The sequence below is a fragment of the Prevotella illustrans genome (assembly GCF_017426725.1).
Classification (GTDB): Bacteria; Bacteroidota; Bacteroidia; order Bacteroidales; family Bacteroidaceae; genus Prevotella; species Prevotella illustrans.
Genome location: NZ_JAERMS010000022.1, coordinates 1 through 14880, shown reverse-complemented (window position 1 = coordinate 14880; position 14880 = coordinate 1). Strand labels below are relative to the sequence as shown.

Annotated in this window: 8 protein-coding genes; 3 read left to right on the top strand and 5 right to left on the bottom strand. The window is 52.6% G+C overall.

Annotated features, from left to right (window positions below; genetic code table 11):
* The first annotated feature begins 5 nt into the window (after nucleotides 1-5).
* Both JHU38_RS07690 and JHU38_RS07685 read left to right on the top strand, forming a co-directional pair.
* On the top strand, nucleotides 6-1292 hold the full coding sequence (locus tag JHU38_RS07690) for a glycan-binding surface protein (protein WP_107582375.1): 1287 nt from the start codon (nucleotides 6-8) through the stop codon (nucleotides 1290-1292).
* Nucleotides 1293-1345: 53 nt separating this feature from the next.
* Complete coding sequence (locus JHU38_RS07685) at nucleotides 1346-3001, top strand: glycoside hydrolase family 26 protein (RefSeq protein ID WP_107581847.1); 1656 nt, start codon at nucleotides 1346-1348, stop codon at nucleotides 2999-3001.
* 15 nt (nucleotides 3002-3016) lie between these two features.
* Here JHU38_RS07685 and JHU38_RS07680 read toward each other — a convergent pair whose 3' ends face one another.
* The 5 genes from JHU38_RS07680 to JHU38_RS07660 all read right to left on the bottom strand — a co-directional run bounded on the left by JHU38_RS07680 (nucleotide 3017) and on the right by JHU38_RS07660 (nucleotide 13610).
* Nucleotides 3017-5254: a glycoside hydrolase family 3 C-terminal domain-containing protein gene (locus JHU38_RS07680; protein ID WP_107581846.1), complete on the bottom strand. Its 2238-nt coding sequence runs from the start codon at nucleotides 5252-5254 to the stop codon at nucleotides 3017-3019.
* A gap of 89 nt (nucleotides 5255-5343) precedes the next feature.
* On the bottom strand, nucleotides 5344-7362 hold the full coding sequence (locus JHU38_RS12415) for a DUF5121 domain-containing protein (protein ID WP_232369883.1): 2019 nt from the start codon (nucleotides 7360-7362) through the stop codon (nucleotides 5344-5346).
* A gap of 12 nt (nucleotides 7363-7374) precedes the next feature.
* Nucleotides 7375-8901: a glycoside hydrolase family 30 protein gene (locus tag JHU38_RS07670; RefSeq protein WP_107581845.1), complete on the bottom strand. Its 1527-nt coding sequence runs from the start codon at nucleotides 8899-8901 to the stop codon at nucleotides 7375-7377.
* 158 nt (nucleotides 8902-9059) lie between these two features.
* A complete protein-coding gene (locus JHU38_RS07665) occupies nucleotides 9060-10580 on the bottom strand; it encodes a RagB/SusD family nutrient uptake outer membrane protein (protein ID WP_107581844.1) in 1521 nt (506 codons plus the stop codon).
* 39 nt (nucleotides 10581-10619) lie between these two features.
* Nucleotides 10620-13610: a SusC/RagA family TonB-linked outer membrane protein gene (locus JHU38_RS07660; RefSeq protein WP_107581843.1), complete on the bottom strand. Its 2991-nt coding sequence runs from the start codon at nucleotides 13608-13610 to the stop codon at nucleotides 10620-10622.
* Nucleotides 13611-13960: 350 nt separating this feature from the next.
* On the opposite strand from JHU38_RS07660, the gene JHU38_RS07655 reads away from it, so the two are divergent.
* Entirely contained in the window at nucleotides 13961-14872 is a 912-nt protein-coding gene (locus tag JHU38_RS07655; RefSeq protein WP_107581842.1) for a hypothetical protein, read from the top strand.
* Nucleotides 14873-14880: the final 8 nt, after the last annotated feature.

The window sequence follows — 14880 nt, the reverse complement described above, 5'->3', positions numbered from 1 at the left end:
AGTATATGAAACGTAACAGATATTCCAATTGGCTGATGTCGGCCCTCATCTTGATGACCGGAATAGGCTTCACGGCCTGCGAAGATCAGCCCGATAAATATGAATCGACAAAGGGAAGTCCTGAAGTAAAGTATATCAGGCTTCCCAAAAGTGCGGACTCTATCATTACACAAAGTTATATGGAGACCACCATCTGCTTGGTAGGAAACAATCTGAAGAGCATAACCAAAATGCTTTTCAACGACCAGGTGGCGGTGCTCAATACCAGCTATATCACCGACAACTATCTTTTAGTGGATATTCCTGACGAGATACCTACCGCGGTAACGGACAAAATCTATATGATTAATACGGTCGGCGACACCACTACGTATGACTTCCACGTCATCGTGCCGGCTCCAACGGTGTCGGCCATGAGCAACGAATATGCCGAGGCGGGCGAGGAAGTGACCATTACGGGCGACTATTTCATCCAAGACCCCTACAAACCCTTGGAGATTCTGTTCAACGACAGTACGCTGGCAGCGACCGATATCAAGCAAATCACCAAAAACAGTGTGACCTTTACAGTGCCTACAGGGGCGACTCCGGGACCTGTTTACGTGAAGACGGTGTATGGAACGAGTCGGTCGCAGTTCCATTACAAGGACACGCGCAACATCCTCTTCGACTTTGACGGAAGTCATGGTGGGCTGACGATCGGCAATGGCTGGCGTCCGGGCGTTGTCAAGACCGGTGGCATAGATGGCGGTTACCTCTATTTCGGAGGCGTTGCCATGGCCGGTAAGGTAGGAGCGACATGGGCCGAAGACCAGTTCTGTATGAACTACTGGCCCGATCCTGACAATGGAAAGCCGGAACTCTCATCCATCCGGAGTTTTGCTGAAATCCTCGATACATGCGAAATCAGCGAGATGGCCGTCAAGTTTGAGTGTCGTGTCCCCTCAAGTTCGCCCTGGAGTTCGTCTGCCTTGCAGATTATGTTCACCGGAAACAGCGACGTGTCGGGCACAAACCAGAACAATGGCTACTATACCAATACCGATCTGCCACGCGGATTGTGGTATCCTTGGCTCTCTACAGGCACTTATACGACGGGTGACACATGGGCGACGATAACCATTCCGTTGTCATCTTTCAACAAGACCCACGAAGGTCAGACTTCCGGAAAAACCATCACCAAGAACCGTATGACGGGTTTGACGCTTTTCGTATGGCAGGGTGGTATTGAAGGTACCGACTGTAATCCTGAGATTCTCATTGATAACGTGCGTGTCGTACCCATCAAATAAAAGTAGCAAATATGAAAACAATAGATTTGAAAAACAATAAATTCTTCCACGAAATGGTCGTGGCGATCGCCTTGACCTGTTCGTTTACCGCGTGTTCGGATGAAGTGGAGCATAACATCGCAGCTGTCGACGCGCCCTCTTTCGTGGGTGTCAGTCCGCAGAAAAACATCAAAGCCGGATTGGATTCCATTCTCGTGACTTATGATAAGAACATCTTCTTCGCGTCAGAAGACTATACCAAGATTACGCTGAATGGCGAGCCTGTGGTGAGCGCGCACGTGCCCGGCTCGTCCAATACGCTCCTGATCATGGCTAATATCAAGCGTGGACAGACCTACGATCTGCGGATTCCCGAAGGATTGGTGACCGGTCCTAACAGAATGCCTGTGCCTGCGGTGAGCCAGACCTTGACGGCACAAAGCCAAACCATCGCTACAGTGCCGGTCAACGCTGATGCCACGGCCGAAACAAAGGCTTTATATACCAACCTGACAAGTAACTATGGCAAGAAGACTTATTCCGCGACGATGGCTCAAGTGGCCTGGAATACGGACGAAGCCGAGAAGGTTTATCAACTCACGGGTAAATATCCTGCCATCAACGGTTACGATTATATCCACCTCAACGCGACATCCGAGGGTGGCTGGATTGATTATAGCGACATCTCGCCCGTCAAGAACTGGCATGACGCAGGTGGTCTTGTAACCATCGGTTGGCACTGGAACGTTCCTGTTTCCAACCCCAACGCCTCTACCGTTCCCGTAACCTTGTATGACGGCGAGGCCGTGGATATGGACAACTGGAGTAATTATCTGCAGCTCACCGACCGGACTTATAAGGATATTCTTGCAACGGCGTCTATCGGAAGCAAGCTCACCGTCTATATCAGCAATGTAGAAAGCGGTGCCCAAGGTTCGATTAAGAACAGCGCGTGGGCCGGCTTCGTAGATGAGAGCGGAACGAGTTGGGAATATTTCTCCATCAGTGGCGACTCTTATTCCATCACGCTCGACCAAACAACGTTGAACGAGATGAAAGCCAACGGATTGATTTTGTCAGGAAAGGGATATACCTTGACGCGCGTAACCGTTGAGGCTGCCGGAACGGTTTCGTACAGTTTCTATGCCGACAAAAACGATTTCAGCGTAGACAATGCCGTGACGGAAGGTACATGGGAGAACGATTTTGTGAAGAGCGACTTGGAGAAAATCACGACCTACCTGTCGCAATTACAGCAAGCGGGCATTCCCGTGCTTTGGCGTCCTTTGCACGAGGCTGCCGGTAAATGGTTCTGGTGGGGCGCAGGCACAGCTGAGTCTTATAAGAAATTATGGATTCTGATGTACGACACGTTCAAGCGGAAGGGTATCAACAACCTCATCTGGGTTTGGACATCCGAAGGCAACGACGACGCCTGGTACCCGGGCGACAACTATGTCGACATCATAGGCACCGATCTATACGGCCACGACGGCCAAGAGGTGTCGGCCGATGAGGCCGCCGCACGCTTCAACGCCCTTGCCTACCGCTATTCGCAGAAGATGATTGTGCTGAGTGAATGCGGAACGGTAACGGACATTCCCGCGCAGTGGAAGGCCGACGCGCAGTGGGGATGGTTCATGCCATGGTATAGCTCGGGCGATACGGTCCATGCAACCGATGTCTGGTGGAAAGCCGCCATGGGTTCTGAGCATGTCATCACCCGATAGCGGTTCATAAAGGAATTAGTGGAGACCGTCTGTCAACTTAAACCTTACTTTCAGATTCGGCTTATCCGACGTGTTGCCCACGAGTGCTTCGAAGTCGCCGGGTTCCGAAGTCCAGACTCCACGGCTGTCGTCGTAGAAACTGAGGGCGGCGTTGTCGATGGTCAGCGTCACGTCGCGGCTCTCACCTGGCCGGAGCGACACTTTCATAAAAGCTTTAAGCTCTTTCACGGGACGGGGCAGGCTCGACTGTAGGTCGCTGATGTAGAGTTGAATCACTTCGGCACCCTCGCGCTTGCCCGTGTTCGCCACGTTGACGGTGAAGGTGAGCTTGCCGTCGTGCGTCATCGTGGTCTTGTCGACCCGCAGGTTGCTGATTCTGAAAGAGGTGTAGCTCAGTCCGTGACCGAAAGCGAAGAGCGGGCGTGTCTTGTAACGGTCTACGCCACGGTAGCCCACGTAGAGTCCTTCCTTGTATTCTTCATCGATAATCTTGTGATCTGGCCGCCAAGTGCCCGGGTAAGTGCCGAGTCTGTGGGCCGGAACGTCGTCGAGCGTGCGGGGCCAGGTGAACGGCAGTTTGCCCGAAGGATTGACGCGACCCGTCAGCACGTCGGCCAAGCAGTGGCCGGTTTCGGATCCCAGATACCATCCTTGCACGATGGCGTTCACGCGGTCGGCCCACGGCATGGCCACGGCGTTGCCCGAGATGTTGACGACAATGAGATTGCGGTTGGCTTTAGCCAGCGCTTCGATCAGACGGTCTTGGCCGTAGGGCAGGCCATACTCCTTGCGGTCGTGTCCCTCGCAGTCCTGATAGTCGCTCTTATTGAGGCCGCCGAAGAACACTACGTAGTCGGCCTTGCGGGCCTTGCTCACGGCGTCGGCAACGAGCCGGTCGGGCGTTCGACTCTCGCTCAGGTCTTGTCCGCTCGTCACGCCGTTGAAAGAGCCGTTGGTGTCGCCTACATAACCGCGTTCCCATACGATATTGACGCCCCGTGGAGCCAACGTCGCGCGCAGACCGTCGAGCGGTGACAGCTCACGCTGCACTTTCAGCGACGACGAGCCGCCGCCCACGGTCATCATCTTGACAGCGTTCTCGCCTACGACGAGGATGTTGCGGGCCGTCAGCGTGTCGATGGGCAGCACGTTCTGCCGATTCTTGAGCAACACGATACCCTCGTTGCCTATTTTTCGAGCGGCGTCGTAGTGAGCTTCGGAGCAGAGAAAGCCTATGGGCCGTTGGCGGTTCATCGTGGTGCGGTAGAAGAGTCGGAGCACGCGGCGCACCTTATCGTCGAGTTCCCGTTCGGTGTAGCGGCCCTCGCGGATGGCCCGCTTGTAAGCGTCGGCCAGATAGTAGCTGCTGTAGGCGTTGGTCTTACCCATCGTCAGGCCGTCTGTCCAGGTGCCGAACTCCATGTCGAGTCCGTTCCTCACGGCCTGATCCGTGTCGTGGCAGCCGCCCCAGTCGCTGACGACAACGCCGTCGAAGGCCCAATCGCGTTTCAGAATTTGGTTAAGCAATATGGCGTTGTGGCAGTTGTGCTGGTCTTTGTATAGATTGTAGGCTCCCATGATTCCCCATACCTTGCCCTCGATGACGGCGGCCTTGAACGCCGGCAGATAGATTTCGTGGAGCGCGCGGTCGCTCACGACGACGTTCACCTGGTGGCGGTATTCCTCGTCGTTGTTAAGCGCGTAGTGCTTCACGCAGGCCGCCACGCCGTTGGCCTGTAATCCCTGTACGTAGGGCACCACCATGCGGCCGGCCAGATAGGGATCTTCGCCCATGTATTCGAAGTTGCGCCCACCCAGCGGCGTGCGATAGATATTGACGCCCGGCCCCAAAATCATGTCTTTGCCTCGATAGAGCGCTTCCTCTCCCAAGCTGTGACCGTAGAGGCGGGCCATGGTTGGGTTCCAGGTGGCGGCCAGACAGGTCAATGCCGGAAAGGCCACACACGAGTCGTTGGTCTGTCCGGCCTGCTCCCATTCGTCCCAAAGGACGTCGGGGCGAACGCCATGGGGGCCGTCGTCGGTCCAGAAGTCGGTGAATCCGAGTCGTTTCACGCCCGCCGACGAGAACTTGCTTTGCGCGTGAATCACGGCGATCTTCTCATCGAGCGTCATGCGTTTGAGCGCGTCCTCGACGCGCTGTTCCACAGGCTTCGTTTCATCCAGATACACCGGCCTCTGGGCTTGCGCGCCCAACGTCAGTGTCAGTGTAGTTGCTAATAAAAGAAATTTCATTGTTTTGGGTGGTGAAGAGTGATAATGAGATGTGAGGGCTAATGAATCAGACCGGTCAGTCAAGTCGGACCGGTCTGATTAGTCTTATCTTATTTTTTAATAACGGAAAGGGTTGCCGGTTTCATGCCTTTACTGCAATCAATGGTGAACACATAGGTTTCGCCATCAACCAGTTCGACACCTTCGGCCAGATAGATATTGCCGTTGTCGTGACCGCCGGTTCCATTGCCGATAAGGAATGTCGTGCCGGCGGTAGTCAACAGATGGTCGTGGTCTTTGCCCTTAAACTCCGTACCCCAGCCCGCTTGGCCGAAGAACTTGAAGTTGATACTCTTGCCGGCCTTGAGCTGCTTGCCTACGGTGAGTGTCACTTGGTAAACTTTCGGCTTAACGGGCGTCATGCAAAGCGCGTGGTCGGTGTCTGTCCACCAGTCTTGGGCATCAGCCGTCGTCGGTTTGCCATAGACCGCGGAGCCGATAATCCAGATGGCCCCCGTGCCGTCGTCGGCCAAGGATGCAGGTTTGTTTCCGGCTTCGTTCATACGATGAATGCGGAAACCTTTCTGTGACCACACGGCCTTGATGGTGTAGTTGTCCGTCACGGCGTTGAAAGTGTAGCTGCCGTCTTGATTCTTGATAAAGAAGTCGGTGTCGTAGAACCAGTCGTTGGCACTGAAGGCGGCATCACCCGTTATCTGATAGATATTGCCTTGGATGAAACGCCCCGTATAAGTACTGTTGGTCTGAGTGATTTCTATCGTCGGGTCGTCGTTCTTTTCTACCTTGAGCACACCCTTGTCGCAACCCTTCGTTAAGTCGATGGTGAACTTAAAGGTTTGTCCCTTTTTCAGAGTTACGCCGTCTTTTAGTTTGACGTTGCCGCTACTTGGGTCTATATTAAACCAAGGATTATCCGTTGTGAGCGCGTGGTCGCCGTCGGCTTTGAATTCCGTACCCCAGCTCGGTTGGCCGAAGAACTTGAAGTCGAAGTTCTTGTTGGGGTCGATTTGGCGACCTACGGTCAGTGTAACCTGATATGTCTTCTCGGCTATGGGAGCCATGCAAACATCGTTGTTGACACCCGTCCACCAGCTGTGGGCCGTTGCGTAGGTAGGTTTGTCGAACATATCGTTACCGATAATCCAGATGGCGCCGGTGCCGTCGGCATTGAGTTTCGTGGGATTCTTCTCGTCGCCGGCGTAGATGCGGAATCCATTCTGCGCAAACATGGCCTTGATGGTGTAGGTGCCGGTGAGCGCATTGAACAGATATGTGCCATCGGCATTACGGGTGAAGAAGTCGGTGTCGTAGAACCAGTTGAGCTTCTGCACGGCTTCGTCGCCGATAAACTTGTAGCTCATGCCCTGCGTGAGAGTGCCGACGTAGGAGTCTTGGCCCGCAATGTCGCGGAATTCAAGCGGTTGGATGTTAAGTTCTTCCTGTGGCGCAAAGGTGAAGTCACGCGTATTGAACGTCACTGTTACCTTACCCAGCTTGTTGCTCTGGAGCGACAGGTAACCCTGCCCGTTCTCGGCCACGTCGTTCTCGGCCCAACCGAAGCGATATTTGCCGTCAGCCGTCCGGAAATATCCCTTGAAGGCATTGTCGCTGATGTCAAACAGGCAGGTATAGGTGTAGTCTTCGCCCTCGGTCATGGCAATCCTGTCGCCGTCGGCCGTGACAAACTCAAGATTCTTGAAGTGAGGACGTTCCACCTGAAGATCGATGTTCTCAACCGTCTCCCGGGTAGTTACGTTCTGAAGCGTGAGGCGTACCTGTGTGGTTCCGTTGGGAATGAAACGTAAGAACGGCACGTGCAATCGTATCTTGTAGTCGCCCGGCGTCTTGGTACGGACGGTAACGGCATTCACCGGTTCACCACTATAGCACATTTCGGCTTTAAGTGTCGATAGGTCATAGCCTTCGGCGTCGCTACAGTTGACCGTCACGTCGATAGAGTCGCCCATCACGGCATTGCTTGCCATCGACGCTTTGATAATGGGAGTACCCTTAGTTTCCAAATCTTGGTAATCGAAATCCTTGCAGGAACTCATGCTCCACACGGACAGCGCTACGAGCATGACGGAAAAATATCTGATGGTTTTCATATCGGTTCGGTTTTATTTCCACGTTGTTGAAATCACACCTTGGGCAGGAACCTTAACAGAGAAGTAGCTGTTGTTGTCGCTGATGGTGACATTGAGATCATTGTCGCCCGCGTTGAGCATGACAACCGCTTTGGTGCCGTCGGGATTGATGAATGCGGAGTAGATGAGGTTGCTGCTCTTGTAGCTGCGCAGCGCCGTGCCGATGCGCTTGGCACCCGGACGAACGACGCTCGACAGGTAGCAGATGATGTAGTAGTGGGAGTTATATTTCAGCGTCTGGTAGTTGTTATAGATGTCAATGGCACCATAACAGGTCTGGCAACCGCCGTCGAGATTGGGCCCCATCTTTTCGTCGAGCATGAGGTTCCACACCAGTACGGCCTTACACCACCGGTTTACCGTGCCGAACATTACGTTCTTCATATCTTCCATCAGGCGCTTTCCGAGGTTGCGACCGTCGTTCCAGACACCGATACTGCTTTCGGAAAAGATCAGTTCTTTGTCCGCGGCCTGATTGTGAATATCGGTCAGCTCTTCGTTGTTGCCACCATAGTCGTGATAGGCTGCGCCCACCACTAGTTCGGAACCTTCGAAGTTTTTGCCCAGCGCGTTATAGATCTTGATAGGATAGTCATTCTGTTCCTTGTCATTGCTGTAGTCATAGTTGTGATCGTAGACGTAGATCTTTGTGCTGAGATTGTTCTTCTTGAACGCGGCGGCCAGTTCCTTGACAAACGCGGCTTCCTCGTCCCATGGCATATAGAGCGAGGCGCAGTTGGCCTTGTTGAGCGGTTCGTTTTGCGGGCTTACGGCATAAATGTTGATACCTTCAGCTTTCATCTTTTCGATGAACTTCACGAAGTAGTTGGCATAGTCGGTCCGCAGGTCGGGATTGAAGTGTCCGTCAGTCCACGAATCGAAAGCAGCCTTGGTCCTGAGGTCTTTCACTTTCATCCATTTGGGGCAGGTCCAGGGAGCCGCGATAATCTTCAGATTGGGATTGATGGTCAGAATCTCTTTCAAGATGGGGAGCACGTAGTCGGTCTCGTCTTTGTAAAACGCGAAGTTCTCCAGCCCTTTCGTGTCACACAGGGTGTATTCGGTGCTGCTGAAGTCGTTGCAACCGATGGAGATACGGGCATAGCTTACACCGTAACCTTCGGTCTGCGAATAGGTCTTCTTGAGAAGAGCCACGCGATCTTCAGGCTTCATCATGAGCAGGTTATAGCACGTAGAGTAGGTAATGGCAAAGCCGAATCCGTCCATCGTCTGATATTCTTTCGAGGGATCCAGTTGAATAGTGGTCGGTGCCATTGATGTGCCGGTGGTCAATGCGCTGCTACCCTGCTTGAACATGGTGTAGCCGTTAGCCATCGACGTGAAGGTACGGGCCTCTCCTGCGGGAGGAATAGGATTAGGGAGCGTATTTTCTTCGGGAGCAGGCTTGATATCGAAGCCGCTGTCAACGCCACAGGCCGTGAGAGCCGACATGGTCATGCTTAAAAGCAGTGTTGTGATATACATATAATTCTTTTTCATAAGGATGTTCGTTAATAAATTATTTTCGGAGTAAAAGGAGTTAGCGCTCGTTTCACTTGCCAAGGAGTTAAGACAGATGTCTTTCTCATAGAGTTTCAGAGTAGTCGGAGCAATGTCTTTATTCCCTTTAACTCCTTAAATGACTCCTTGTATATAAGTCAATACCCCGGATTCTGCTGTAAGTTTTGGTTTTCGTCGAGTGCAGATTGCGGAATCGGCATGAGGTACTGGTTCTTGTCGAATTGTCGCACAAGCGGTAGGCGGCCTACGTCGCGGCCCGTCAGCGTGTTCATCACTTCTTCCACCTTGTCGTAGCGGCAGAGGTCATACCAGCGTTCGCCTTCCATGGCCAATTCGAGACGGCGCTCGTGAAGCACGGCCTCCAGCATTTTTTCCTTCGAGGCTGTCTTGTCGGCCGTCAGAACCTTCAGTTTAGCCCGCTGACGAATCATGTTGACCAGTTTGGCACTGTTCTGCGTATCGCCCTTGGCGGCGTAGGCCTCGGCTTCGAGTAGGATGATGTCGGCCAAACGCACCACGTACTCGTTGTTATAGCCCGAACGAAGCTTGTACATGAAAGCGTAATGTGAGGCGGGATAGTAGTTACTCCAGCCGCAGCTATAGTAGACCACCGTCTGGTTAAGGCGTGTGGTGTCGTTCTCATCGGTGAAGTCCTTTATGAGATCGCGCGACGGAGTCACCCACTTAGCCCAGGTGAAGGCATTGTTATAGTCTTCCAGACTGCGCCCATACATCCAGCTTTCCCAGTTGCCACTACCTGGCAGCCAGTGCACTTCGAGAAGACCTTCGCTTGTGTTACGCTTCAGGCAGTCTTTCTTGGTGTCGTCCCATCCCCAAAGCGTCTTGAAATCAGGTTCCAGTGCCACGCCGGTCGTGTTGCGCACTTTCTGGGCGTAGGCAATCACTTTGTCGTAATCCTGTACGGCCTTCTCTGCGTAAACCTTGCAAAGCAGTGCCTGAGCCACGGTCTTCGACATGATAGTGCGGTCGGTGGTCGAAATGTCGGGCGCGTTCTGATCGGCATACTCCAGGTCGCTGATGATCTGTCGGTAGCATTCCTCTGTGGTGGAGCGTGGCGGGAAGTAAGTGGGATACACCTCTTTGATATTTGCCGATGTAATCGTCTTGGCCACTTTGGTGATAATGGGCAGCGAACCCCACATACGAACCATGCGGAACATCATCAAAGCACGGAATATCTGACCTTCGGCGCGCCATTGACGATAGTCGTCGTCACGGATTTGTCCGTTTTCTTTCAACTGTTCGACGCCGTTGATGAGCACGTTGGCCTTGGCTATGTCTTCCAGATAGCGGCTCCAGTCACGTCCCAAAGTTCCGGTTGTGGCATCGAGCGCATTGGTTTCAAGGGGAATGGTTTCCTGCCCCGTCGTGCCGGCATAGGCATTGTCGGCATGAGCCTCGCCCAACAGCACGTAGTCGAGGTGCATGTGTTCCTGTCGGTTTCTGAACAGCTGATAGAGGACTGTGCGCTGACTGATAGCCGCTTCACGGTCTTTCAATACGGCAGTCGTCGTATCGGTCTGTCGTCCTTCCGTCAGTTCGGAAGGCGATGAGATGGGTTCGGTGTCGAGAGAGCAAGCTGTCAGCGACGTGGCTACGACTCCCATCACCATGAATTTGATATATTTTGTTTTCATATCTTCGGAATATTTTTTGTTTTAACTCCTAAAATAATTTCAGAATTCCACTTTCAAACCTACGACGAACGAGCGGTTTAACGGATAGGTTCCCCAGTCGATTCCCTGCACGGCACCACTGTTGCCATACTGGTTCACTTCAGGGTCGCGACCACTGTAGTTGGTGAAGGTCAGCATGTTGCTGAGAGAGATGTAAGGCGTGAATCGTGTGAGACTGATTTTCTTCTGTACACTTTTGGGCACGTTGTATGCCAGCGTGATATCTTTTATACGCAGATAGCTGCCATCTTCCAGATAGTAGGTGGAGTTTTTCTGGTTGAAGTCTACACGAGGAACCTTCGTTTTCTGGCCCGGCACACGCCAGCGTTCCAGCACGCGGGTCGATTGGTTGCGGCCGTCGAACATGCCTTCGCTGTCCATGCGCGACACATTATATATATCATTGCCTACGCTACCTTGCAGGAGGATGCTCAGGTCAAAGCCCTTGTACGAGAACGTATTGGTCAGACCGAAGATAAAATCGGGATTCGGATCGCCGATATAGGTGCGGTCGTTGTCAGAAACGCGACCGTCTTCGTTCACGTCCTTATAGATAAGGTTACCTGTTTCGGGATCAACGCCCTCGGAGATGTAGCCATAGAATGCGCCGAGCGGATGGCCCACGGCATTGCGTACCACGGCTTCGGCTGCCTTGCCGCCTGTGCTTGCGTTCCAATATATAGACACCAGGTCGAGCTTTTTAACCTTGTTGCGGTTGAACGAGATATTGAAATCGGAGTTCCACTTCAGCTTATTCGTCAGGTTTTTCGAGCTGATGGTCAGTTCAAGACCCTTATTGACAATCTCACCGCCGTTGTAGGTAAGGTTGCGTGCGGGAGCGCTACCGGCCGGAAGCTCGATGGAAATGAGCAAGTCGCTGGTCTTTTTATAATAAATGTCGAAGAAGAAAGACAGTCGGTTGCGCAAGACGGTGAGGTCAAAACCGAGGTTCGTCTGGCTGGTCGTCTCCCAAGTGAGTTCGGGATTGCTCAAGGTCGACTGGGTTCGGGTGGCGGTGGCATGCTCCTGCCCTTGCTTCCACCATTCGATACGATTGAAGTTGTACATGGCCAGATAGCTGTAATCGCCCAGTCCGCTTTGGTTTCCGGTCTGTCCCCATCCGCCGCGAATCTTCAGATCGTCAATCCACGTAATGTTCTTCATGAACTTTTCGTTCGATACACGCCACGCGCCGGAGAACGAGGGGAAGTAACCCCAACGATGGCCGGGGGCCAGACGTGAACTGCCGTCGGCACGGAGGTTGGCCGTGAGCATGTAGGTGTCGTTCCAGTTGTATTGCAGTCGGCCGAAGAAAGAGAGGATGGCCCAGTCAGCAGCCGACGAACCGGTGCCGGTCCAACTGATTTTGTTGGCGGCATTGAGTGTTCGGGTGTCGTCATTGACATAGTCGGAGCCATTGATGTAGTTCTGGCTCCAGTCGCTATGGGTCCATGACGATCCGGCCATGACGTCGAGACCGTGGCGTCCGAAATTCTTTTTCCAGTTCACGATATTGTCGAATGTCCACACGGTGCCGGTCGAACGGCTGTCGTAGCCGGTGCCATGCTGATTGCGTCCCTCACGAGTGAGCCAGGGATCGAGGAAGTTGGTAATTGTTCCGCTGCTGCGGTCGAACGAGAGAGTAGACGTCCAGATGAGCTCGGGCATGAATCTTACGATGGCTTTACCCGATGCCAGCAGTTTGTTATACTGACTCTTATTGTCCTTGGTGCGGGCAATGTTCTCTAACGGACCGTCTACATTGACACCGTAGAAGTCGGAATAGTATTGTCCGGGATTGTCTTTGTCCCATACGGGGCCATAGGAAGGTGTGCTCAAGATGGCCGGCACCACGCCGCCGCGGTCGGCGCCGGTACCCGAAATGATACCTGTTCCTTTATAAGTATAATCCGAATAAGCTATACCGGCATTGATGGTGAGCCATTCGTTGATGTCGTTCTCGATGGTTCCGCGCACATTGTAGCGCTTAAAGTTTGAATGAACGATGACTCCGTTCTCGCCCGTGAAGCCACCCGAAAGGAAATAACGCAACTTTTCGGTGCCGTTGGTGATGGAGAGTTGGTAGTCTTGTACGTTACCGGTACGGTACACTTCTTTCTTCCAGTCGGTTTGATCGCGGAGGTTATCGGGCAGAACGAGCTTGAGAACACCTTTCTCATTCATCTCGTTGATGAGATCCATATACTGCTTAGTGTTCAGTGGATTCTGATTGTCGCGCACGGTATTGAAGGCATAGTGGGCGTTGAGGCTGACCTTGGCCACGCCGGCCTTGCCCTGTTTCGTACCGATGATGACCACGCCGTTGGCCGCACGGCTACCATAGATGGCCGCACCGGAGGCGTCTTTCAGTATCTGAATGTTGTCGATGTCATCGGCCGAGAGGTAGTCGATGTTGTCTACGGGCACGCCGTCAACTACATAGAGTGGGTTGTTCGATCCGTTGAGCGACGTCGTACCACGCACACGGATGGTGGGTGCCGAGCCCGGCTGACCGTTGGCCTGACTGATTTGCAGTCCGGCAGCCTTGCCTTGCATGCCCTGTACGGCGCTGACGATGGGACGGGTGTCGAGATCGGCGGTGGAAACACTCGATACGGCGGTGGTCACGTCCTTGCGCTTCACCGAACCATAACCGATTGTCACGACCTCTTCGAGCATGTTGGCCTCTTCTTCCAGCACGATTTTCATGCTGCTTGTGGCCTTCACGGTCTTGGTTTTATAACCGATGTAGGAAACGCGTAGTGTGGCGTCCTTGTTTACTTGAATGGTAAAATGGCCGTCCGGGTCGGTCGCCACGCCGTTGGAGGTGCCCTGTTCCAGCACAGAGGCGCCGATGATAGGCTCATTCCGGCTGTCGGTCACGGTGCCACGAACGCTGACCTTCTGGGCGAAGGCCGTAAGCGAAGCGCACATGACCAGCAGGAAAACGAAAAGACGCTTCATCACTGATAAATGGTTGTTTGCTTTCATTGTGGTTTAGTTAGAATTTGTTTACGTTATTATTAGGTTTTTCCGTGCCTGCTTCGCCGCAGGCTACATCCGAATATTAGGTTTGTCTCGGTTTCCGAAACCTTTCAATGCAAAGATAGCCCTTTTTCAGTCCTATGATATTGATACAAAGCAAAGGATGTAGACTTTTATAGCTCTATAAAAATATAAAACCGTTGATAATCAGACAGATAGTTCTTTATAAGGGTGGCTGAAAATATAGATTTCCGTATATAAAATATAGATAAAATACAAGGTTTTTTACTTGCTGGTGTTTGGAAGGAGAGCAAAGATTCCATATCTTTGTGAGGTGATAGAATCAACGGTTGATTATGAAACAAATATTCCTTACGATCGCTTTTGTGATGTTGTCGCTCACCACTATGGCACAACAGATGAACCTCGATTCGCTCTATCGTTGTCTGGACAGAGAAATCAGCAAGTCCGACAATTACATCTTACGGCGTAAAGTCCGCATCAATGACATTCATCGTAAGTATCTTTCAGCCCATGGATTGATGAATCGTCATCAGTTGGCATGGGAACTTTTCAAGTCTTATGAGTCTTTTATGAACGATTCGGCCATCCATTACCTGAATATATGTATCGGATTGGCACGTCAAATGCGGCAGATTGAGGTGCTGCAGAGCGATTATATCGCCCTGACGCACCAATATGCCGCCACGGGATTCTATCCGGAAGCTCTCGCTTATCAGCGTATGATCGACCGGCACCTGCTCCGTGGGCGACAGTTGATAGACTACTATGACTGCATGAACCATCTTTATGGCGAGATGAGCTACTATTCCAAGGACAAAACCATCCGACGGGAGAGCACCGCCTTGGCCAACCTGTATCGTGATTCGCTGTGCAGTTTGCTGCCGCCGAACGACAATCTGTACCTGTGGCGTAAGATAGGACAACTCTACTCGGCCGCCGACTATCGGGCCGCGCTGCGACTGTCGGACTTGTGGCTCAACCAAGTGGAGAACGATACGCCCGAGTTTGCCAACATGGCTTTCTTCCGTTCGGAAATCTATAAGGGGCTGGGCAATGTGCCGTCACGTAAGTATTGGCTGGCTCGGTCGGCCCTGAGCGACATCCGCAATGCCGTGATGGACCAGGCTTCGCTGTGGAGTCTGGCGGGGCTGTTGAGCCAAGAGGGATGTTTGGAGCGTTCCAATCGCTATATCGAATTATTGCTGTCCGGTAAACATTTTTGTTATATAAAAGTTAAGGGCTAAAATCCTCA